Raw genomic sequence first — 21,107 nt, 5'->3', positions numbered from 1 at the left:
GTGGTGAAGGGGCCCCGGCGGCCGGCCGCGGGCCCCTTCACGGCTTTCCGGTCGTTTGTCGGCTGCGGGCCGGTGGGGGCTTGTCGCGCCCACGCGGCGGAGCCGCATATCGATACAGCCCCGCGCCCCTCAAAAACGGGACAGCTGAGCCGACCTGTCTTTGAGGGGCGCGGGGAACTGCGCGACAAGCCCCCACTCACCCGCAGACAAACACGTACCGACCCGCGGAGCGCAACGCATCATGGTGGGCATGCGTGCCGCCCGCCTCATCAAAATGGTGCTGCTCCTGCAGTCCCGGCCCTCCATGACCGCCGCCGAGCTGGCGCGGGAGCTTGAGGTGTCCGAGCGGACCGTCACCCGGGATGCGCAGGCGCTGTCGGAGGCCGGGGTTCCGGTGTACGCGGACCGGGGCCGGGCCGGCGGGTACCGGCTCATCGGCGGCTATCGCACCCGGCTGACCGGGCTCGCGCGCGGTGAGGCCGAGGCGCTGTTCCTGTCCGGTGTGCCGGGGGCGCTGCGGGAGATGGGGCTGGAGGACGCGGCCTCGGCGGCCCGGCTGAAGGTGTCGGCGGCCCTGCTCCCCTCCCTCCGCGACGCCTCCAGGACCGCCGCACAGCGCTTCCACCTGGACGCGCCGAACTGGTTCACGGAGCCGAAAGCGCCCGAACTGCTGCCCGCCGTGGCCGACGCGGTGTGGGACGACCGCCGGATCACCGCGCGCTACCGGAGCCGGGAGGCCGAGGTGGAGCGGGAGCTGGAGCCGTACGGGCTCGTGCTCAAGGCGGGCGTCTGGTACGTGTGTGCGCGGGTGGCGGAGGGCCACGGGCCGTACCGCGTCTACCGGATCGACCGGTTCACGGCGGTGGCTGCCTCCGAGGAGCGGTTCGTACGCGACGAGGAGTTCGACCTTCACGGGTTCTGGGAGGAACAGGCCGAGCAGTTCGCGCGGTCGATCCTGCGGGCCGAGGTCGTCGTGCGGCTGTCGGCAGCCGGGGCGCGGAGACTGCCGTACGCCGTCGATCCCGCCTCCGCCCGGGAGGCGCTGGCGGCCGCGGACGCCCCGGACGAGGGCGGTTGGCTGACGGTGACGCTCCCCGTGGAGTCCGAGGAGGTCGCCCATGGGCAGCTCGCGGGGCTCGGTCCGGAGGTGGAGGTACTCGCGCCGGACAGCCTGCGGGCCCGTTTCGCCGACGATGCCGTCCGGCTGGGCCTGCTGTACGGGACATAACAATCAGTCGCACTCCACGTGCGCCCCACCCGCCCAGGGCCGATGCTGGACCCGTGATGGAAGAGTCGGAGTTCTGGGAGCTGGTGGACGCCGCCCGCGAGGCCGCCGAGGGCGACCCCGAGGAGCAGGCGGACCTGCTGGTGGAGCGGCTTCTGGAGCTCGATCCGGAGACGGTCCTGGACTTCGCCCGTCACTTCGAGTCCCGCTACAACCGGGCCTACAGCTGGGATCTGTGGGGTGCCGCCTGGGTGCTGCTCGACGGGGCGAGCGACGACGCGTTCGACTTCTTCCGGTGCTGGCTGATCGGGCAGGGGCGCGAGGTGTACGAGGGGGCCGTGCACCACCCCGACTCGCTGGCCGACCTCCTGGACGACTTCGACGAGGAGATCGACGGGGACGGGGAGGAACTGGGTTACACGGCGGACGAGGCCTACGAGCAGCTCACCGGGACCGTCGCCCCCGACCTGGGCATCCCGGCCGCGCCCTCCGAGCCGGAGGGCACACCGCTGGACTTCGAGAACGAGCGGGTGCTGGCGGAGCGCTACCCCAAGCTGTGGGAGCGATTCCGGGAGTGACGTTTCACCGGTTCAGCAGGACCACCGGTTCGATGAGGGGGACCATGGCTCGAATCCCGTACCCGGAGCGGCCGTCCGACGCCGTCGCCCGGCTGCCCGTGCCGCTCAACGCCTTCCGCATGCTCTCGCACTCCCCGCCGCTGACGGGCCCGACGATCGAACTGGGCATGGCCGTGCTGCGCGAGTCGTCGCTTTCGGTCCGCTTGCGCGAGCTGGTCGTGATGACGGTCGCGACCGCCACGCAGTGCGCCTACGAGTCCGCCCAGCACCACCCGATCGCGCTGAACGCGGGGGTGACGCCCGAGCAGCTGAGGGCGATCGCCGAACGACGGGCCGACGGGCGGGAGTTCGACGAGCCGGAGTCGGCGGCGGTGGCTGCGGCCTTCGAGTTGGTGTCCCGGCACACCCTGTCCGAGACCACGCTGGAGGCTCTCCGCGCCTGCTTCACGAACCGGCAGGTGGTCGAGATCGTCACCACGACCGGTTACTACGTCATGCTGGCGGGCCTCATGAACGGGCTCGGGGTGGATGTCGACCCGTCCGGGGAGCAGTTCCTGGGGCTGGTGGGCGGTGACCCGGGCTGAGGGTCAGGCCGTCCGGCGCCGGGTCTGGTCCGAGGGGATGTACGCCTGTGTCCGGTCGGCCTTCACCGCGTGGTGCAGCGGGGCGGCGTTGGCCTGGTCGAGCGCGGACGCGGTGACGGCGGCCGGGCCCAGGACGACGGCCACGGCCGCGCAGAGCGCCGCCCAGGGGCCATGGGCGGTCCGGGTCCGGCCCTCGGTCTTGTGCGTGGTGTTGTTGTGACTGTTCACTTCTTCCCCACCTCCAGTCAGTGCGTGTGCATGACGATAGGGAGAGCGCCTCGGGAGGATCCGTGAGGCGGCTGAGAGAAACCTGTGAGGCCATGACCAGCCCGTACGTAAGGGAGATCACGCGCGAGGAACACCTTGCCCATCTGCGGCAGAACCCCGACGCGAGCCACCTCCAGATCCCCGAATGGGGCGATGTGAAGCCCGACTGGCAGGCGGAGAGCGTCGGTTGGTTCGAGGGCAGGACGATGGTCGCGGCGGCCCTCGTGCTGTACCGGCCGCTGCCGGGCACCCGGCGCTGCCTCGCCTATCTCCCCGACGGGCCCGCGATCGACTGGCACAACCCGCGTCTGGAACGCCTGCTGGACCCGCTCGTCGCCCATGTCGAGGAGCGCGGGGCGTTCTCGCTCCGGATCGGACCGCCGCTTGTCGTACGCCACTGGGAGGCGGCCGGTGTGGCGGCGGGCATCGCCGACCCCGACGTACGCCATCTGCACGATCTGCCGGCGGACGGCCTCGACGGGTACGCGCTGGATGTGGCAGAGCGGCTGGGGCGGCTCGGGTGGCGGCGGTGCGAGGACGACGAGGGCAGCGGCTTCGGGCTGGGCCAGCCGCGCTACGGCTGCCACATACCGCTCGCGGGACGCTCGGTGGACGAGCTGCGCGGGGCGCTGGCACCGCACTGGGAGCGGGGCCTGCGAACGTCCGAGTTGGCGGGCGTACGCGTCGGCTGGGGTGGAGCCGCCGATCTGCCCGAGTTCTACCGTCTGTACACCGCGACCGCCGCTCGCGACGGCTTCAAGGCCCGCCCACTGGACTACTTCCGCGGCATGTGGAAGGCGCTGAACGCCGAGGACGACGACCGGCTGCGGCTGTATCTCGCCGAGTACGACGGCCAGGTGCTCTCCGCGGCGCTCATGATCAACGTCGGCTCGCGCGCCTGGCACTGCTACGCCGCGTCCGGCCGCCGGGGGCGTGAACTGCGGCCCAGCAGCGCGCTGTTGTGGCGGATGCTGTGCGACGCGCGGGCGGCGGGGGCCGAGACGTACGACCTGCGCTCCGTCACCCCTGTCCTGGCCGAGGACCGCCTGCTGAACCGGCTCCGTTTCAAGACGGGCGCGGGCGGCCGGTCGGTGGAGTACCTCGGGGAGTGGAAGCTGCCGGTGGGCAGCCAGGGCAAGGTGCTGCAGCGGGCGCTGGGGGCGTATCTCGGGCGCAGGGCGCTCCGCTAGGAGTGCGGCGATGGGCGGTCGGTCGTCTGCGGCACCGTCGTGGCCGGTCGCGCCCCGCGGCGGAGCCGCATATCGATCCAGCCCCGCGCCCCTTCAGGGCGCTGCCGTACCGCCGCGGACTTCGCCCGACCTGCTTAGCGGGTCCGGCCCTGCAGCCGTGCCGCCAGTTGTCTGATTTCGGGGAGGCGGGCGGTGAGGGCCAGGCCGGGGCAGCTTGTCATGTAGGCGTCCTTGTGGGCGGCGAGGGCGGGGAGGGTGGCGGTGGTGCCGGACCGGTAGCGGCTGAGGCTGTTGCTGGAGACCAGGCGCACCTCGGCGCGCGGGTCGATGTCGGCGGGCCCCAGTTTCCAGGCGGCGAGCCTGGCGATCGCATCCGTCATGGCCTGGGGCACGGTGACGCCCGCGGTGAAGGTGCCGAGAGCGGCGATGCCGGTCGTGCGGTGGTTGAAGCCCTGGGTGTGGGCGCCGGTGACGGGGCGGTCGACGCCGCCCGCGCGGCCCTCGTAGATGGTGCCGCAGCGGTCGACGAGGAAGTTGTAGCCGATGTCGTCCCACTGGCGGGCGCCGGTCTGGCCCGCGTACAGGTAACGGATGATGCGGGGCGCCTCGGCGCAGTCGTAGCCGTTGGGCGAGTCGGTGTGGTGGACGAAGACCGCGACAACCTTGTCGTCGTAGCGCGGGGGCGGCTGGGCGTGCCGGGCGAGGGAGTCGAGCCAGGCCGACCGGGGCACGATGTTCGGTCTGGCCGCGGTGTGCGGCGCGGCGGGGCGAGCCGCGACGGGCGGCCTGGGCTTCGCGCCCCGGTGTCCGATGCCGTCCGCGCACAGGACCAGTCCGAGGGCCGCGGCCAGTCCGGGCAGGCAGGCGAGCAGCACGCGCGGGGCACGGGGCCCCACCGCGGCAGCGGCCGATGTCACGGCCGATGTGCGGCTCCGCCGCGCGGGCGCGGCGCGGGCGTGCCGTGGTCCTCGCGATCTTCGGACGCGCATGTGCCCACTCTCGGCCGGATCCGCTCCGTCCGCGATGTGTGCTGTGCCACCCGGTGGAACCATCGTCCTGGTCCGGGGCGTTTCTCCTCATGCACGCACGCGTGGCCGGATCGGGGCTCCACGCGCGCTCGGCTGATCACTGGGCCCGTCCCGCGCGTACTAAGAGGTCTGAGAGAAAGGCGGCTCTGTGGACCTGCTCGACATCCTGCTGTTGCTGGTGGTCGTGGCCTACGCGGCATCGGGCTACCGGCGCGGACTGGTGGCCGGCTGTGTCTCGCTCGCCGGGTTCGTCGGCGGCGCGGTGCTCGGCGTGTGGATCCTGCCGTGGATGATGGACCTGGTGACAGCGGGCACGACCCGGGCGACCGTGACCGCGGTGCTGACCGTGCTGCTCCCGGCCGTGGTGGGGCACGAGCTGGCGGGGCGGCTTGCGCTCAGGCTGCGCCGGGAGCTGGACCGGGGGCCGCTCAGGGTGGCCGACGGGGTCGGCGGGGCCGCGGCCAACTCGGTCGCCGTGCTGATCGTGGCCTGGGTCGCCGCGAGCGTCCTGGGCGCTTCCTCGTCGCCGCTGCTCACGACCGCGATCCGGGACTCGGCGCTGCTCGGTGCGGTGCAGGACGCCATGCCGGACACCACGCCCGCCTGGTTCTCCCGGGCCACCTCGGCGCTCACCCAGGCGGGCTTCCCGCAGGTGTTCAACCCGTTCGAGAACGAGTCGACGGCCGAGGTCGCCAAGCCCACCGGCGACAGCGTCACGGCGAGCGCCACCAACGCGGCCAAGCGCAGCACGGTGAAGATCGAGGGCGTCTCCGGCACCCAGGGGCGCGAGGGCAGCGGGTTCGTGTACGCCCGCGACCATGTGATGACCAACGCGCACGTGGTGGCGGGCATCGACGACCCGAGCGTGCGGATCGGCGGGGTCGGGCGGTCGTACGAGGCACGGGTGGTGCTCTTCGACCCCGACAAGGACGTGGCGGTGCTGTATGTGCCCGGGCTGGACGCGCCGGTCCTGAAGTTCGACGACGGCGCCGCGCGCGGCGACTCCGCGGTCGTGGCCGGCTATCCGCAGGACGGCGACCTCGACCTCCAGGCGGCGACGGTCGCCAACCGGGTGCGGGCGACCGGCCAGAACATCTACAGCGACGCCACGGTGACCCGCGAGATCTACTCGATCCGCTCGACCGTGCGCCCCGGCAACTCCGGCGGCCCGCTACTGACGACCGGCGGCCGCGTCTACGGCGTGGTCTTCGCCCGCTCGACGTCCGACAACGAGACGGGGTACGTCCTGACGGCGGCCGAGGTCGCCCCCGACGCCCGGCGCGCGGCGGGCGCGACGGCTTCCGTGGACACGGGCGACCTGGTCACGTCGTAGTGCGGACGGGTCACAGACTGCACCCCATGAGCACGTCGTCGACGTACTCGCCCTCCAGCAGGAACTCGCCGGGCAGGATCCCCTCGACGACGAACCCCTCGGCCTCGTAGAGCTTGCGGGCCGGGGTGTTGTGGCCGAGGACGCGCAGGGTGAGCCGGCGCGCGCCCTGATTGCGGGCCTCCTCCCGCACCGCCCGCAGCAGCGCCCGTCCGACGCCGGCTCCCCGCGCCTTCTCGGCGACGACGAGACCCTGGATCTGCCGGACATGGGCGTTGCAGACGAGCAGGGTCGGATGGGCCAGGCGGATGTAGCCGACGACCTCCCCGTCGAACTCCGCGACCAGATGGTCCCGGGGCCCGAACCGCTCGTTGTAGAAGGGTTCGTACGGCGGTTGGGGGCGCGGCTGTACGGAGTGCAGCGGGGACCAGGTGACACGGTCGAGGCGCCCCAGCGTCTCCTCGTCGCCGAGGGTTGCGTGGCGTATGAACGGAACCGGCATGACGGCCACCTTATGAGTCCCCCGAGCAGAATGGGCCCATGGAACGTTTCCGAATCGCGGTGGCCGGTGCGTCCGGGCTCATCGGTGGCGCCCTGGTGCGGTCCCTGACCGCCGACGGGCATGAGGTGGTGCGGCTGGTGCGCCGGGCGCCCCGGGCGAAGGACGAGGTCCGCTGGGACCCGGAGGGCAGACGCGTGGATCCGGGCGTTCTCGCCGGATGCGACGTCGTGGTCAACTTCGCGGGCGCCGGCGTGGGCGACCGCCGCTGGACGGACGCGTACAAGACGCAGATCCGGCGCAGCCGGGTGCTCGGCACCGCGGCGCTGGCCGGGGCGATCGCCGAACTGGACGAGAAGCCGCGGGTGTTCGTGAACGGCAGTGCGATGGGCTACTACGGCGAGACCGGCGACCGGGCGGTCGACGAGAGCGCACCGCCCGGGACCGGGTTCCTGCCGGAGCTGTGTGTGGAGTGGGAGGGCGCCGCGGTCCCCGCGCAGGAGGCGGGCGTACGGACCGTGTTCACCCGGACGGGGCTGGTGGTGGCCCGCGGCGGCGGCGCCTGGGGGCGGCTGTTCCCGCTGTTCAGGGCGGGTCTCGGGGGCCGCATGGGCGACGGCCGCCAGTACTGGTCGTACATCGCGCTGCACGACGAGGTGGCCGCGATCCGCCATCTCATCGACACCGACGGCCTGTCCGGACCGTTCAACCTCACCGCCCCGACCCCGCTGACGAACCGGGAGATCACCGCGGCCATGGGGCGCGTGCTGCACCGGCCGACGCTGTTCGCCGTGCCCGCGCCCGTGCTGCGGACCGTGCTCGGCGAGATGGCCGGGGATGTGCTGGGCAGCGCGCGGGTGCTGCCCCGGCGGCTGCTGGAGTCCGGCTTCACGTTCGCGTTCCCGGACATCGAAGGGGCGCTGCAGGCCGCGCTTGCGGAGGCGCAGGGCTGAGGCGCTCCGGAGGCGCAACAACGAAGGCGCGACCGCATGCGACCGCCGTGCGACCGTGCTCTGTTCATGCGCGACTGTTCTTGACCGATCACGGCCCTAACCTCGACCCGAACTCGGGTATCCCTGGAGCCAGTTGGGGGCATGACGTCTCCACCGGCCGCGCAACCTCGAGGAGGGGCACGTGCTTGAGCCCGCTTACCAGGCGGACGTCGTGATCGTGGGAGCCGGGGTTGCCGGACTCTCCGCGGCGCATCGGCTGACCAGCGCAGGAGTGACGACCGCGGTCCTGGAGGCCGCCCCTTGCGTGGGGGGCCGCATGTCGACGGAGAAGGTCGACGGGTTCCGGCTCGACCGGATCGGCCAGCTGCTGTCCACGGCCTATCCCGAGCTGCGGCTGACCCCCGGGCTGGACGCGCTGGCGCTGCGCCCGTTCGCGCCCGGCGTCCTGCTGCACAGCGACGGACGCCACCATCGCGCGGCCGCCCCGGCGACCGCGGGGGGCGCAAGGGGCGCACTCCATGCAGTACGCGCCCTGGCGAGCGCCCCCACCAAGAGCGTCCCCCGGACCACCGCCCCGCTCGGCACCGCCGTGGACCAGGCCCGCCTCGGCAACGCCCTGTCCCGGCTCGCCACGGCCCCCATCGAACGCCTGCTGTCCCGCCCGGAGCTGCCCGCCGCCCAGGCCCTCACGGCCCGCGGTGTCCCCGCCCGCGCGATCGACAGCTTCCTGCGCCCGCTGCTGGCCGCCCTGCTCTGCGACCCGGAACTGACCACGTCCAGCCGGTGCGCCGACCTCGCCCTGCGCGCCTTCGCCTGCGGGCGCCTGTGCCTGCCGGAGGGCGGCGCCGAGATGCTCCCGGAGCTGCTCGCACGAGCGCTGCCGCCGGGCACGGTCCACACGGGCGTCCGCGTCACCTCGGTCTCGACCAGCGCGGTCACGACCGCCGAACACGGCGAGATCCGCTGCCGCGCCGTACTCCTCGCGACGGACGCACGCGCCGCAGCCGACCTGCTCCCCGGCCTGCGCGTACCGGACTTCCACCCCCTGACGGTCCTTCACCACGCCACGGACGAGCCCCCGACCACAGGTGCCTCCCTCCTCCTGGACGCCGATCGCAGCGGCCCGGTCGCCCACACGGCGGTCGTCAGTGCAGTGGACCCCAGCCGGGCCCCCGCGGGCCGCGCCCTCATCTCCTCCACTGTCCTCGGCCCACCCCCACCGGAACTGGACACCGCCGTACGCATGCACCTCTCCCGCCTCTACGGCACCTCAACCACCCGCTGGGAAACCCTCACCGTCCACCACACCCCCGAAGCCGTCCCCGCCATGCGCCCACCGCACGACCTACGCCGCCCGGTAAGGCTGTTGGCGGGCCTTTACGTATGCGGCGACCACCGGGACACCAGCACGGTCCAGGGCGCCCTGCACTCGGCCCACAGGGCCACGTCGGCAATCCTGACGGACCTGGGAGCAGCAGGCTCCCTGCACAGGGCAGACCCCCCAAGCAGCACAGTCAAAGCAGCGGCTTGAGGAGCGCCCCCCAAGGGGCGCGGGGAACTGCGCGACCAGCCACGACGGTGGCGCGCAGGCCGACGGCAGTCGGAGTTACGGCGAATAGCTACCCCAGCGCAGCGACCTTGTCGCGATACCCCCGCACAGGCGCAGCATCCTTATAGGGCTCCAACCGCCGCTCAAACTCCCGCACATACTCAACCGCCCGCACAGACCGCATCTCAGCGGCAGCGCCGGCCGCCTCCGCCCCCAACGCACAGGCCTGATCAAGCTCCCCCAGGCCCAGGCGGGCGGAGGCAAGAACAACCCGGCAGAACAGCCGACTACGGGCATACGCAGGCGCACGCAACTGCAGCGACCGCTCCGCATGCTGCGCCGCCGCACGGAACTGCTGCAGGTCCCGATGCGCATGCCCGAACTCGTCCGCAAGCTGCGCCTCGTCGAAGAACCGCGCCCAGTAGGGCACTTCGTCACCGGATCGTGCGGCCTCCAGGGCCCGTTCCGCCCGCACCAGCGAGGCCGTGCAGTTGCGCACCTCCCCGAGCACCCCGTGCCCGCGTGCCTCGGCCGAGTGCAGCAGCGCCTGCACCACCGGCGGGGCGTTGGTCCCGACGCCCTGCTGGGCGACTCGCGCCAGCTGCACGGCCTCCCGCCCGTGGCCGAGGTAGACGGCCTGCCGGCTCATGGTGACGAGCACGTACGAGCCGTACGCCCGGTCCCCCGCGGCCTGGGAGAGCCGCAGCGCCTGCACGAAGTACCGCTGCGCGAGCCCGTGCGCGGCGATGTCGTACGAAGTCCAGCCGGCGAGCCGGGTCAGGTCGGCGGCCGCGCCGAACAGCCGGCGGCCCGTCTGCTCTCCGTAGGTGCCGCGCAGCATCGGCTCGCACTCGTGCTCCAGGTAGCGCACGAGGGCCTGGCGGGCGTGGCCGCCGCCGTACTTGTCGTCGAGGGTGCGGAACAGTTCGCCGACCGAGCGGAGTGCGGCGATGTCGCCGGAGGTGACCTTCTGACCGGGACCGCGTTCGGCCTGGCCGCGCTGGCGGGGCACCACCGGGCGGCCCTGGGCGGGGACCCGCGCGGACTGTTCACCGCGGGCGACCTTGTCGTCGGCGCGTCCGATCAGCCAGTCCCGGCTGGGCACGACCAGACCGGCGGGCGTGAAAGCGATCTTGCGGAGTTCGGCGTGCGAACCGGAGTCCTTGCGCCACAGGCCGCCGACGATGTCGACGGCCTCCTCGGGGGCCGCGGCGAACTCGAGCCCGGCGTACACCGGCGCACAGGCGTCGAGGCCGAGGTCCTGGGCGGTGAGGCGGCGGCCGAGGCGGCGGGTGAAGACCTCGGCGATCAGGGCGGGAGTGGTGCCACGGGGCTGCTGCCCGCGCAGCCAGCGGGTGACCGACGTCTTGTCGTATCTGAGATCAAGCCCGTGTTCGAGGCCCAGCTGGTCGACTCTGCGGGCGAGACCCGCGTTGGAGAACCCGGCTTCTGCGATGAGCGCGGCGAGCTGACGGTTGGGAGTGCGCTGCGCGGGTCGTTCCGTCATCTGCGGTGCGGTCTCCTGCCTTTCGGGCCTCCAGGGACCGCTGCCGGTCCTCTGTGCCCGGATTGCCTGTGAGCAGCCCTTATGGCCTCTGTGAACGGCGCGAATGTAGCGGAGAGTGAGCAGGTGGTTGCACGCTTCGCTACTCGTTCATCCGATCGTGTGAGGATTGGCCGCTGGGCTGACGTAAGACGGTCGGTCGTACAGTGGCGTAGGCGCGTTTCGTGCCTTACGACCTTCTAGGGAGGCGCTTGCCGTGAGTGAGCTGCGGTTCGTCCGCATGGGATTCGGTGCCGAGGCCGTCGAGTACCAGACGGCGTGGGACGAGCAGCGCCGGGTGCACGCGGCGCGGTTCGCGGACGAGATCCCCGACACCGTGCTGCTGCTGGAACACCCGCCGGTCTACACGGCGGGCCGGCGCACGGCGGACAGCGAACGCCCCCTGGACGGCACCCCCGTCATCGACGTGGACCGCGGCGGCAAGATCACCTGGCACGGTCCGGGCCAGCTGGTGGGCTACCCCATCCAGAAGCTGCCGCGCCCGGTGGACGTGGTGGCCCATGTACGGCGCCTGGAGGAGGCCCTGATCCGCACCTGCGCGGAGTTCGGGGTGGAGACCACACGGGTCGAGGGCCGCAGCGGGGTGTGGGTCCTCGGCGACCCGGTCGAGCAGCGTCCCTCGCTCGGCGGGCTGTCCCTCGACTTCGACCCGCGTCTGCACGACGAGGAGTTCGACCCGCGGATGAACGGCCCGGAGTACGCCCCGTCCAACGCCGGACAGCGCCGCGAGGACCGCAAGATCGCGGCGATCGGCATCCGTGTGGCCAAGGGCGTCACGATGCACGGCTTCGCGCTGAACGTGAACCCGGACAACCGGTGGTTCGACCGCATCATCCCGTGCGGCATCCGCGACGCGGGCGTCGCCTCCCTGGCCGGCGAGCTGGGCCGCGACGTGACGATCGCGGAAGTGCTGCCGGTCGTGGAGCGGCACTTGACGGACGTACTGGAGAACGCGGACCTGAAGCCACGCCTCGTCGAGAGGTCGCCGGCACAAGTCAGCCCGTCCGGCGTCTGAGGACGGGGCCCTTCAGGCCGAAGCGGGGTCCGGGGCGGCAGCCCCAGGGGCCAGGACTGACGCCGGGCATTCAAATCAACGGGCGTACCCTTGAGGTCGCCGAAGAATCAATCGCTAGGGAGCCGGTCGTGTCCGCAGTCGCACCCGACGGACGCAAGATGCTGCGCCTGGAGGTCCGCAACAGCCAGACCCCCATCGAGCGCAAGCCCGAGTGGATCAAGACCCGGGCGAAAATGGGCCCCGAGTACACGAAGATGCAGAACCTCGTGAAGAGCGAGGGCCTGCACACGGTCTGCCAGGAAGCCGGCTGCCCGAACATCTACGAGTGCTGGGAGGATCGCGAGGCGACCTTCCTCATCGGCGGCGACCAGTGCACCCGGCGCTGCGACTTCTGCCAGATCGACACGGGCAAGCCCGAGGCGCTCGACCGTGACGAGCCGCGCCGGGTCGGCGAGTCCGTGGTCACGATGGACCTGAACTACGCCACCATCACCGGCGTCGCCCGCGACGACCTGGAGGACGGCGGCGCCTGGCTGTACGCCGAGACGGTCCGCCAGATCCACCAGCAGACCGCCGAGCGCGAGGCCGGGCGGACGAAGGTGGAACTGCTCGCCCCGGACTTCAACGCCGTGCCGGAGCAGCTCGAGGAGGTCTTCTCCTCCCGTCCCGAGGTCTTCGCGCACAACGTCGAGACGGTCCCCCGGATCTTCAAGCGCATCCGCCCCGGCTTCCGCTACGAGCGCTCGCTGAAGGTCATCACGGCCGCCCGCGACTACGGGCTCGTCACCAAGTCGAACCTCATCCTCGGCATGGGCGAGACCCGCGAGGAGGTCAGCGACGCGCTGCGGCAGCTGCACGAGGCCGGCTGCGAGCTGGTCACCATCACGCAGTACCTGCGCCCGTCCGTGCGCCACCACCCCGTCGAGCGCTGGGTCAAGCCGCACGAGTTCGTGGAACTGAAGGAGGAGGCCGAGCAGATCGGCTTCTCCGGCGTGATGTCCGGCCCGCTGGTCCGGTCCTCCTACCGCGCCGGCCGGCTGTACCAGATGGCCATCGAGAAGCGAGGCGCTTACGTCGCTTCGCAGGCCGTCTGACGCTCGCACGAACCGCCGCCTGATGGCACGGAGTGCCACCATTCCGTGTGAAACTGCGCACAAGAAACTACCGGCCAGTAACGGCCGAATCGACGCGGTCCTGACCGTCCTCGCAGATGAGGGCGCCGTCAGGGCCGCGTCAGCGTTTTGGCCCGTCACATCAAGGCTTCATTGGTGTTTGACCGGTCGGTCACGCCCTGGTAACACCAATCAGTGACGCTGGACTCACGCCACGTACACCAACTCCCAGTGCCCGTATCCCGAGGGGGGACCTCCACCATGCAGGCCGCGCCGGTTCGCGCCAACGCCATCCCGTCGTTCACCACTGCACTGCGTGCAGTCGAGTCGCTGCTCATGAGCAGCGGTCAGCGCACCGCCCGCCGCAACGCCTGGACCTCCGTCCTGGAGGACCGCCGCCGCGCCAAGGACCGCGTCGAAGCCCAGCGCGTCATGGAGCAGACCCTCGTCGTCCGCCCCTGAATCCCACCCTCCGGACACTGCCGTCATACGGCGCTCCCGGGGCCACGTAGACTTCGTGGCATGGCGAGGAAGGAACCTGCAGCGGACGCTGCGAACCCCGGGCGACTGAAGCAGATCGCTCTGACCTACAAGATGACCCGCAAGGCCGACAAGAAGATCGGTCTTGTACTCGCGGCTGTCGGCATCGGCATCTTCGGTGTTTTCCTCGCGATCGGTTTCTTGATCGGTCACCCCATCTATCTCGGCATCCTGGGCCTGCTGCTCGCCTTCCTCGGAACGGCGATCGTGTTCGGGCGCCGGGCCGAGCGGGCGGCCTTCGGGCAGATGGAGGGCCAGCCGGGCGCGGCCGCGGCGGTGCTCGACAACATCGGCCGGGGGTGGACCACCACTCCGGCGGTGGCCATGAACCGCAGCCAGGACGTGGTGCACCGGGCCGTCGGCAAGGCCGGCATCGTCCTGGTCGCCGAGGGCAACCCGAACCGGGTGAAGAGCCTGCTGGCCGCCGAGAAGAAGAAGATGAACCGCATCGTCGCGGACGTACCGGTGCACGACGTCATCGTCGGCACGGGCGACGGCCAGGTCCCGCTGAAGAAGGTGCGGACCACGATGCTCAAGCTGCCGCGCGTCCTCACCGGCCCGCAGGTGACAGCCACCAACGACCGGCTGCGCGCCATGGGCGACCTGATGAGCAATATGCCGCTCCCCAAGGGCCCGATGCCGAAGGGCATGAAGCTGCCGAAGGGCGGCAAGGCCCGCTGAGTTTCCTCCTACGACGATGGGGGGCGCCCGGAGTGACCGGGCGCCCCCCATCGTCGTAGCAGCACCCGAGGAGCACGCAGGGCGAGCGAAGTCCGCGGCGGTGCCGCAGACGATGATCGGCGCAGCCCGCGGAGCGGCTAGCTGCGGACCTCGACCGTGCGGGCCAGCCGGTCGTGCAGCCCCCTGCCGTCGCGGTCCCAGATCAGGGCCGGGATGGCGATGCACAGCAGGGCCGTGCGGAGGGTGGCGCGCAGGGGGCTGGGGCGGCCGGTGTCCAGGGCGACCACGCGGAGGCCGAAGAGGCGCTTACCGGGGGTCACGCCGATCGTCCCGACGGTCAGGACGCCGAGCAGGAAGAAGATGAGCAGGGCCCAGTTGCCCGTCGCCTGGTCGTAGCCGTGCGTGATCAGGCCGTATGCGATCAAGAGGCACAGGCCCCAGTCGACGACGAGGGCACCGAACCGGCGGCCCGGGCGGGCGATCGAGCCCGGCCCCTCCTCCGGCAGACCGAGCTGTTCGCCGCGGTATCCGAAGTCGACACCGGCTTCCTCTGCGGCCGCGCGGGGGCCCGAGAGCCATGAGCCGATTGCATCCCTGTTGTCCACGCGTCCACGGTACTGCGCCCGTTTCGCGATACGGACAGGTGGGGTACACCGGACTGGGTCCGGTTAACTTGTGCGAAACAAATGGGTCACGCCCGAGAAATCACCCGTCCCTAGGGTCGGGGACAGCGTGTGCCACCGCACTGGCCGCACGAACGAACTACCACCCCGGCAGGACGGTCGGGAGTAGGAGGAGCTGGATGTTCCAGAACGCCGACGAGGCCAAGAAGTTCATCGCGGACGAGGACGTCAAGTTCGTCGACGTCCGCTTCTGCGACCTGCCGGGTGTGATGCAGCACTTCACGATTCCGGCGGAGGCCTTCGACCCGGCCGAGGAGCTGGCCTTCGACGGCTCCTCGATCCGCGGCTTCCAGGCCATCCACGAGTCCGACATGGCGCTCCGCGCCGACCTGTCCACCGCGCGCGTCGACCCCTTCCGCCGCGACAAGACGGTCAACATCAACTTCTTCATCCACGACCCGATCACGGGCGAGCAGTACTCCCGTGACCCGCGCAACGTGGCGAAGAAGGCGGAGGCCTACCTGGCGTCCACCGGTATCGCCGACACCGCGTACTTCGGCCCCGAGGCCGAGTTCTACGTGTTCGACAGCGTGCGCTTCCAGACCTCCGCGAACGAGGCCTTCTACCACATCGACTCCGAGGCCGGCGCCTGGAACACCGGTGCCCTCGAGGACAACCGTGGTTACAAGGTCCGCTACAAGGGCGGTTACTTCCCGACCCCGCCGGTCGACCACTTCGCCGACCTGCGTGCCGAGATCTCCCTGGAGCTGGCCAAATCCGGCCTCCAGGTCGAGCGCCAGCACCACGAGGTGGGCACCGCCGGCCAGGCCGAGATCAACTACAAGTTCAACACGCTGCTCGCCGCGGCCGACGACCTCCAGCTCTTCAAGTACATCGTGAAGAACGTCGCCTGGCGCAACGGCAAGACCGCGACCTTCATGCCGAAGCCGATCTTCGGCGACAACGGCTCGGGCATGCACGTCCACCAGTCGCTGTGGTCGGGCGGCGCCCCGCTGTTCTACGACGAGGCCGGCTACGCGGGCCTGTCGGACACCGCCCGCTACTACATCGGCGGCATCCTCAAGCACGCCCCGTCGCTGCTGGCCTTCACCAACCCGACGGTGAACTCCTACCACCGTCTGGTGCCGGGCTTCGAGGCCCCGGTCAACCTGGTGTACTCGCAGCGCAACCGCTCCGCGGCCATGCGTATCCCGATCACGGGCTCCAACCCGAAGGCCAAGCGCGTCGAGTTCCGTGCGCCCGACTCCTCCGGCAACCCGTACCTGGCGTTCTCCGCGCTGCTGCTCGCGGGCCTGGACGGCATCAAGAACAAGATCGAGCCGGCCGAGCCGATCGACAAGGACCTCTACGAGCTGGCTCCCGAGGAGCACGCGGGCGTCGCGCAGGTCCCGACCTCGCTCCCCGCCGTCCTCGACCGCCTCGAGAGCGACCACGAGTTCCTGCTCGCCGGTGACGTCTTCACGTCCGACCTGATCGAGACGTGGATCGACTACAAGCGCGCGAACGAGATCGCCCCGCTGCAGCTGCGTCCGCACCCGCACGAGTTCGAGCTCTACTTCGACGTGTGATATCGCCCCAGGTCAGAGCGGGTTTCCGCTCCCCTGGGCCGTGTGTGGGCCGTCGGCCGTGTTCTTCCTCGCTGGAAGGGCACGGCCGACGGGTCGTTTCGGGCTCAGCTGGCGGTGAAGCGGGCCGTGCGGCGCCCCCAGCCGGAGAGCTGACACGGCTACGTCGGGTCGGGCCAGACGGCCAGCGTGCGGGCTTCGACCTCGTCGACCAGCCTGATACGGGTGCCGGCGATGGAGCCGTACTGGCCAACCCACAAGACGAACTTGCCGCGCGCGACCACTTCGTCCGACCACCAGCCGTGGGCCACCGGGCGGCCGCCGGCGCTGTGGGTGAGATGGAAGCGCTCAGGGCTGTCCACGGCGTTCCCTCGCCCGATGGGCCATCTCCTGGAACTCCTCTGGGCTGATGGGGTGCAGCTCCAGGCCCAGTTCGGCGGCGACTTCCCGAACGTCGGCGAGGATGCCCTCCAGCGTGGTGGGCATGCCCGGCGACGGCTCCACGGTGGCCCACCTGTGCTCCCAGCACAGATCAACCCAGCGGGGGCCGTCACCGAAGTCCCGCACGAGGATGTGGGAGCTGTCGTCGCCGCAGGCGGCACACGGCTGCAGCGGCGTCTGCGTGATGCGTGCGCGCACCAGGCTGTCCGGCGGCGATGGTGGGGCGTGGGGCAGCGTCTCCGGGGCAACGCCGTTCCGCCGGAAGAGTTCCGCCAAGGTCATACACTCGCGGGCCACGCCGCCTCCTGGTGACCTCGGGGATTGCAGGTTGCCACCGTGATCATAGAATCGAACATGTGAACGATCCAGTCCCGTCGAGACTCTCGCTACTCCGCTTCCTGGAGCGCGTGCAGGAACGGGACCTGGCGCGCACCCGCCGCTGGATCGCCGACGAGGAGCGGCGGGAGGGCGAGCGGCAGCGCGGGCGTTCAGGCCCGCCCGGCCGCGCCGGAGTGGCTGATCGAACTCGGGCGCAACCGGCACGCCGCACCCGTGTACGTGCACGTCGGAGATGCTGGAACGCGGGCAAGCACAGCCGGGCCATCAGCCGAGACCAGGCCCGGCGGGCGCTCGCCGACGGGGTGAAGGCGTGTCCGCAGTGCCAGCCTGATACGGCCCTGGGGATGCTGGACTAGGCGCTGCGTGGCCACCGCCGTCTTCTTGCGGCGGCTTGCTTCGCCCACGGCGGCCAAGCGCCTGCTGCAGCCAAGTTCAACTACTGCTCCTCTCGTCGCTGTCTTCGGGGTGAAGGACGCGAACTATGCGAAGCGCGTAGTGGCACAAGTCGGTAGGTGCGAGAATCGACGAGTAGTCAGATCTGGGGGACGTGGGGGGTTTGGTGCTTGATGTGATCGTCGCGGCGGCTTCGGGTACGTCGATCATCAATACACCGGCGGTTACGGCTATCGGAGCAATAACCGCCGCGATTGTCGCGGCTGGAGTCGCGCTCTGGCAGGCGCGGCGGAACAGGAAGCTCGAACGAGAAAAGATCGATCTTCAGGAAGCTGCGAATCGGCGGCTAAAGGAACATGAGCTGGAACTCAAGCAACGCGCCGAGGGGCGCGAACGTGAGCGTATATCTAGAGAGATAGAGAACGACACAGCTCGCGAAGCTGCACAAACCGGCGCGCTAATTACGGCCCGCCGTAACGACCTTGAGGCTGGGGCAGCCGCTTATTGCGCGCGCCTGGTGCAAGAGCTGTCGACACTGCGGATCCTGGACATGTCTCGCCGTATGCAACTGGATCGCCTGTACGTCCAGGTACGTGTGCAGGAGCAAGAGCCGCCGCGGTTCCTGCTGGAGGAAGAGCTTGGCCGAAGCCGCCGCGACGAGGCAGGCTGCGAGTCGTCTGCACTCGACGCAGCTACGGCACAGACCTATGCTCCCGTAGACGCTCTTCAGCGCTACCACCGCATTGTTGTCGTCGGAGATCCTGGCGCCGGCAAGACCACCATGCTTCGGCACCTGGCCCTCTGCATGGCCGAACAGACTTCCGGTCAAGGGCTACCAGAACTCCCCGCGTATGTTGAGCTGTTTCGCTTCGTCAAGAGCGGGCACGCCTCATTGCTCGACTATCTTGCGGAGCACTGGGAAAGCCAGTATGGCTTCGCCGATGCTCGGGCCTACGTCGAGGAACAACTTGTAACAGGTCAGGCGGCCTTGTTGCTTGACGGCCTGGACGAGGTTATGGGTGGAGGAAGCGCCAAAGAGGCATTGGACGCTTACCATCGGGTCACGGAGGAAGTGGCCCGTTTGGCCAACCGCTTCCCACGGGCGCTGATCGCCACGACTTGCCGGCGTCACGGCTGGCGCGGCGGCTTAACTCAGTTCCAGGTGCTCGAAGCGCTGGATTTCGAGTGGCCACAGATCGAAACATTCGTCGCCAACTGGTTTGGCGACGATGACCGCCGCTCCGATTCTCTAGTCCGCGCGCTGTCCGCAAACGCCCGCCTACAAACCCTTGCCACGAACCCACTGCTACTTAGTCTGATCGCCATCGTGTATGAGCGTGACCTGGAGCTGCCGGAACGGCGCGCTGCTCTGTACCGCCGCTGCGTCGAGGTTCTGCTGCGCGAATGGGACGCCCACCGCAACATCGCCCGTTACAGCCGCTTCACTACGGACCGGAAACAGGACCTGCTCAAGCAGATCGCTCGCCACTACCACGAACGGGGTCAGAGGTACTTCCCCGAGGACGACCTCCTCGACCTCATCGCAGACTACCTGCCTACCATCGACCTTCCACGCACCGACAACCGCGACATCCTGCACGAGATCGCAGCCCATTATGGCTTGCTCAAGGTGCAAGCTCACGGTTGGTATGGCTTCCTCCATCTCACCCTTCAGGAGCATTTCGCTGCGACCGCGCTGCTGGAGGAAGGGGTGCATGGCGTCGATAGAGCCGTTGCAGCCCGTTATGAACCCTGGTGGGAAGAGGTAATCCTCCTCCTGGCTGGATCGCTGCCGGACGCGTCACCACTGCTGCTCGGCGTATTGCAATTGGTGCCAGGACCACGACGGACCCGGCCGAGTACATCCGGTCGGCGTGAAATTCTCGACTTGCCGGGCGATGATCTGTTCCACAGCGACTTGTTGTTGGCCGTCCGTTGCTTGACTGGTAGCCCGCGGGTGGCGGATGTGGAATTGCGGCAGCAGATCATTAATACGACGTGGGAGCTGCTGGAGACATCGCCATATGCCGAGGAACGACGGCGTACGGCTGAGGCAATTGTGAGTGTCCTGGGTTCTGAAAGGCATATGAGGGACATCATTGCGTACATCGGGGACGGCAGTAGGAATGAGGCGGTGCAGGCGGCTCTCGTGGATGCCCTAGCGATGCATGGCGGACATGGAGTCGGGGATCGGCTGGTGGGCTTGCACGCACTTCTATCAAGGAGCGAACGCCGTCAACTCACAGTGTCGAGGCATGTAATCACCGCCTTTGGCACGCTGCGACTGGAGGCTGCTGTGCCCGTGTTGCTTGCGGAGTTGGCGGAGGCAATTGCAGCCATCTCGGCCCACAGGAAGCCGAGTTACGAAATAGTTGTGCGCGTATCTACTGTTGTCAGAGCGCTCGGCGCCGTCGGCGGACCTATGCAGTCCGTCTTGGATGCGATGGAGCATGCCCGAGATGCAGGACGACACCAGGACGAACTCATCACTGCAGGAGTGGCAGCACTAAGGGACAGCGGGGATGCAACTGCTCTCGAAGACCTGCAAAGGCTGTTGGTGATCGACTGTGACTGGTTCTTTGAACGTCTTCAACTAGCGGCCGCGTATCTGAGTCTTTCAGGCGAACAAGGCGTTGGCGTTCTGCTCAATATTGTCCAGTCGGACGGGATCCCTGACGATCACAGGCTCCCGATCGTTGCCGCTCTGGCGGACAACTTCAGCGAAGTTCACGGACGATATTGCCGCGCATCCTTGCTCGACCTGGCTGCTGACGAGTCGACGCCCTGGCAAATTAGGTGGTTCGCTCTGGAGTGCCTCGATCACACGCCTGGCACTGAGGGCGAGATTGCAGCGCTTCTCGATAGCTCGAATGCATACGTGTCCACGGGGGCAGCTGCCACCTTGGCGGCTTGGGGCGCGCCAACCGGTCTCGATCTGATCCACCGCGAGATCATGAGTGGCTCTGTCTCGGCCAGCTTGAGTTATAAGGCCCATCTCGGGCACGCCTACAGCTGGCGGGGACGCATTGCGCGACGTCTCGCCAAGGCGATCACCCCATATGGGGTGAGCGGTATGGTGCAGCATCTCCGTGCGTTGGCGGAAACGTCCCATAGGGAACAAAGAGATGCCTACGAGTGGCTCGCAGTATTGGATTCGGAAGCCTGGGTGGATAGCATACTTCGCCGGTATTCTAGTAGAGCTGTGCGCGACCTGCTTTTGTATAGCCACCTAAGTATTCCGAAGTCGCGGGTGAATGCTGTCCTGGGCGCTGTTGCCTCAGATTTTGGCGCGCGCCCGCAAAAGAGCCAGCCAGTCGCGGATAGACGGAAACGGCGTCTACTAGGGAAAGCGGCCGCGGTCGCCGATGACATCAAGTCTTTGGAGATCATTTTGAGTATGATTGCCCATGGTGACGAGATGGCGGAGGAGGCTCATTCGGCCGCCTACACTGTGAGCCGTCGAGCGCGCGTCCGGGTGCTCCGCGACCACAGGATCGAGCCGCTTCCTTAGCCTCAGATATTGCTCAGACCGTTGACGTGCTTGCGGATCATGGGCCTCGTGCTTATGCGTCGCCGTCGACGGTCACCCATGCGACGGGCGACTGCCGTG

Annotated in this window: 21 protein-coding genes; 14 read left to right on the top strand and 7 right to left on the bottom strand. The window is 69.4% G+C overall.

What is annotated here, in order from left to right:
- Positions 1–250: 250 nt before the first annotated feature.
- The 3 genes from IH68_RS0111480 to IH68_RS0111470 are packed head-to-tail and all read left to right on the top strand — an operon-like array spanning position 251 to position 2,387.
- Positions 251–1,228: a helix-turn-helix transcriptional regulator gene (locus tag IH68_RS0111480; protein WP_030932532.1), complete on the top strand. Its 978-nt coding sequence runs from the start codon at positions 251–253 to the stop codon at positions 1,226–1,228.
- Positions 1,229–1,284: 56 nt separating this feature from the next.
- A complete protein-coding gene (locus IH68_RS0111475; RefSeq protein ID WP_030932530.1) occupies positions 1,285–1,803 on the top strand; it encodes a DUF4240 domain-containing protein in 519 nt (172 codons plus the stop codon).
- A gap of 44 nt (positions 1,804–1,847) precedes the next feature.
- Complete coding sequence (locus tag IH68_RS0111470; RefSeq protein ID WP_030932527.1) at positions 1,848–2,387, top strand: carboxymuconolactone decarboxylase family protein; 540 nt, start codon at positions 1,848–1,850, stop codon at positions 2,385–2,387.
- A 3-nt stretch (positions 2,388–2,390) separates the two neighbouring features.
- Here IH68_RS0111470 and IH68_RS0111465 read toward each other — a convergent pair whose 3' ends face one another.
- Positions 2,391–2,615 (bottom strand): hypothetical protein, encoded by a 225-nt coding sequence (locus tag IH68_RS0111465; RefSeq protein ID WP_030932524.1) that lies wholly within the window; start codon positions 2,613–2,615, stop codon positions 2,391–2,393.
- 92 nt (positions 2,616–2,707) lie between these two features.
- Between IH68_RS0111465 and IH68_RS0111460 the strand changes: the two genes are divergently transcribed.
- Complete coding sequence (locus tag IH68_RS0111460) at positions 2,708–3,844, top strand: lipid II:glycine glycyltransferase FemX (protein ID WP_030932521.1); 1,137 nt, start codon at positions 2,708–2,710, stop codon at positions 3,842–3,844.
- 134 nt (positions 3,845–3,978) lie between these two features.
- On the opposite strand, the gene IH68_RS0111455 is transcribed toward IH68_RS0111460, so the two are convergent.
- Complete coding sequence (locus IH68_RS0111455; RefSeq protein WP_030932518.1) at positions 3,979–4,719, bottom strand: peptidoglycan recognition protein; 741 nt, start codon at positions 4,717–4,719, stop codon at positions 3,979–3,981.
- 301 nt (positions 4,720–5,020) lie between these two features.
- Here IH68_RS0111455 and IH68_RS0111450 point away from each other — a divergent pair, with 301 nt between their 5' ends.
- On the top strand, positions 5,021–6,205 hold the full coding sequence (locus IH68_RS0111450) for a MarP family serine protease (RefSeq protein WP_030932516.1): 1,185 nt from the start codon (positions 5,021–5,023) through the stop codon (positions 6,203–6,205).
- A 10-nt stretch (positions 6,206–6,215) separates the two neighbouring features.
- Here the strand turns inward: IH68_RS0111450 and IH68_RS0111445 are convergent, their stop codons facing one another.
- The gene (locus tag IH68_RS0111445) at positions 6,216–6,704 is read right to left on the bottom strand and encodes a GNAT family N-acetyltransferase (protein ID WP_030932512.1); all 489 of its coding nucleotides are present in this window, start codon (positions 6,702–6,704) and stop codon (positions 6,216–6,218) included.
- A 38-nt stretch (positions 6,705–6,742) separates the two neighbouring features.
- Here IH68_RS0111445 and IH68_RS0111440 point away from each other — a divergent pair, with 38 nt between their 5' ends.
- Positions 6,743–7,654, top strand: a complete 912-nt coding sequence (locus tag IH68_RS0111440; RefSeq protein ID WP_037884730.1) for a TIGR01777 family oxidoreductase — start codon at positions 6,743–6,745, stop codon at positions 7,652–7,654.
- Between the two features lie 181 nt (positions 7,655–7,835).
- Entirely contained in the window at positions 7,836–9,185 is a 1,350-nt protein-coding gene (locus IH68_RS0111435) for an NAD(P)/FAD-dependent oxidoreductase (protein WP_030932508.1), read from the top strand.
- An 88-nt stretch (positions 9,186–9,273) separates the two neighbouring features.
- Here the strand turns inward: IH68_RS0111435 and IH68_RS0111430 are convergent, their stop codons facing one another.
- Entirely contained in the window at positions 9,274–10,710 is a 1,437-nt protein-coding gene (locus IH68_RS0111430) for a hypothetical protein (protein WP_030932506.1), read from the bottom strand.
- Between the two features lie 253 nt (positions 10,711–10,963).
- Between IH68_RS0111430 and lipB the strand changes: the two genes are divergently transcribed.
- The 4 genes from lipB to IH68_RS0111410 all read left to right on the top strand — a co-directional run bounded on the left by lipB (position 10,964) and on the right by IH68_RS0111410 (position 14,115).
- The gene (gene lipB, locus IH68_RS0111425) at positions 10,964–11,782 is read left to right on the top strand and encodes a lipoyl(octanoyl) transferase LipB (RefSeq protein WP_030932504.1); all 819 of its coding nucleotides are present in this window, start codon (positions 10,964–10,966) and stop codon (positions 11,780–11,782) included.
- A 128-nt stretch (positions 11,783–11,910) separates the two neighbouring features.
- Positions 11,911–12,876: a lipoyl synthase gene (gene lipA / locus IH68_RS0111420; protein ID WP_030932502.1), complete on the top strand. Its 966-nt coding sequence runs from the start codon at positions 11,911–11,913 to the stop codon at positions 12,874–12,876.
- A 279-nt stretch (positions 12,877–13,155) separates the two neighbouring features.
- Entirely contained in the window at positions 13,156–13,356 is a 201-nt protein-coding gene (locus IH68_RS0111415; RefSeq protein WP_030932499.1) for a hypothetical protein, read from the top strand.
- 60 nt (positions 13,357–13,416) lie between these two features.
- Positions 13,417–14,115 carry a DUF4191 domain-containing protein gene (locus IH68_RS0111410; protein ID WP_030932497.1) on the top strand — a complete coding sequence of 233 codons (699 nt, stop codon included), beginning with the start codon at positions 13,417–13,419 and terminating at the stop codon, positions 14,113–14,115.
- Between the two features lie 137 nt (positions 14,116–14,252).
- On the opposite strand, the gene IH68_RS0111405 is transcribed toward IH68_RS0111410, so the two are convergent.
- Positions 14,253–14,720: an RDD family protein gene (locus tag IH68_RS0111405; RefSeq protein ID WP_030932495.1), complete on the bottom strand. Its 468-nt coding sequence runs from the start codon at positions 14,718–14,720 to the stop codon at positions 14,253–14,255.
- 197 nt (positions 14,721–14,917) lie between these two features.
- Here IH68_RS0111405 and glnA point away from each other — a divergent pair, with 197 nt between their 5' ends.
- Positions 14,918–16,327: a type I glutamate--ammonia ligase gene (gene glnA / locus IH68_RS0111400; protein ID WP_030932492.1), complete on the top strand. Its 1,410-nt coding sequence runs from the start codon at positions 14,918–14,920 to the stop codon at positions 16,325–16,327.
- A gap of 158 nt (positions 16,328–16,485) precedes the next feature.
- On the opposite strand, the gene IH68_RS0111395 is transcribed toward glnA, so the two are convergent.
- Together IH68_RS0111395 and IH68_RS0111390 are read right to left on the bottom strand one after the other, a co-directional pair.
- On the bottom strand, positions 16,486–16,686 hold the full coding sequence (locus IH68_RS0111395) for a hypothetical protein (RefSeq protein WP_030932489.1): 201 nt from the start codon (positions 16,684–16,686) through the stop codon (positions 16,486–16,488).
- Positions 16,673–17,062 carry a hypothetical protein gene (locus IH68_RS0111390; protein ID WP_030932487.1) on the bottom strand — a complete coding sequence of 130 codons (390 nt, stop codon included), beginning with the start codon at positions 17,060–17,062 and terminating at the stop codon, positions 16,673–16,675. Before IH68_RS0111390 ends, IH68_RS0111395 begins: the two co-directional genes overlap by 14 nt.
- A 59-nt stretch (positions 17,063–17,121) precedes the next feature.
- Here IH68_RS0111390 and IH68_RS52955 point away from each other — a divergent pair, with 59 nt between their 5' ends.
- Together IH68_RS52955 and IH68_RS0111385 are read left to right on the top strand one after the other, a co-directional pair.
- Positions 17,122–17,460 (top strand): DUF6233 domain-containing protein, encoded by a 339-nt coding sequence (locus IH68_RS52955; RefSeq protein WP_324607673.1) that lies wholly within the window; start codon positions 17,122–17,124, stop codon positions 17,458–17,460.
- 203 nt (positions 17,461–17,663) lie between these two features.
- Positions 17,664–21,008: an NACHT domain-containing protein gene (locus IH68_RS0111385; RefSeq protein WP_159403668.1), complete on the top strand. Its 3,345-nt coding sequence runs from the start codon at positions 17,664–17,666 to the stop codon at positions 21,006–21,008.
- Positions 21,009–21,107 lie beyond the last annotated feature (99 nt).

The sequence above is a fragment of the Streptomyces sp. NRRL S-646 genome (assembly GCF_000720765.1).
Lineage (GTDB): Bacteria > Actinomycetota > Actinomycetes > Streptomycetales > Streptomycetaceae > Streptomyces.
This window is presented reverse-complemented; position numbering and strand designations above follow the sequence as displayed.

Bases quoted from the DNA above. Each gene is read 5' to 3' on its own strand.
- IH68_RS0111480 (WP_030932532.1), top strand. From the start codon at position 251: ATGCGTGCCGCCCGCCTCATCAAAATGGTGCTGCTCCTGCAGTCCCGG.
- IH68_RS0111410 (WP_030932497.1), top strand. From the start codon at position 13,417: ATGGCGAGGAAGGAACCTGCAGCGGACGCTGCGAACCCCGGGCGACTG.
- IH68_RS0111415 (WP_030932499.1), top strand. From the start codon at position 13,156: ATGCAGGCCGCGCCGGTTCGCGCCAACGCCATCCCGTCGTTCACCACT.
- IH68_RS0111470 (WP_030932527.1), top strand. From the start codon at position 1,848: ATGGCTCGAATCCCGTACCCGGAGCGGCCGTCCGACGCCGTCGCCCGG.
- IH68_RS0111460 (WP_030932521.1), top strand. From the start codon at position 2,708: ATGACCAGCCCGTACGTAAGGGAGATCACGCGCGAGGAACACCTTGCC.
- IH68_RS0111430 (WP_030932506.1), bottom strand. From the start codon at position 10,710: ATGACGGAACGACCCGCGCAGCGCACTCCCAACCGTCAGCTCGCCGCG.
- IH68_RS0111475 (WP_030932530.1), top strand. From the start codon at position 1,285: ATGGAAGAGTCGGAGTTCTGGGAGCTGGTGGACGCCGCCCGCGAGGCC.
- IH68_RS0111445 (WP_030932512.1), bottom strand. From the start codon at position 6,704: ATGCCGGTTCCGTTCATACGCCACGCAACCCTCGGCGACGAGGAGACG.
- glnA (WP_030932492.1), top strand. From the start codon at position 14,918: ATGTTCCAGAACGCCGACGAGGCCAAGAAGTTCATCGCGGACGAGGAC.
- IH68_RS0111440 (WP_037884730.1), top strand. From the start codon at position 6,743: ATGGAACGTTTCCGAATCGCGGTGGCCGGTGCGTCCGGGCTCATCGGT.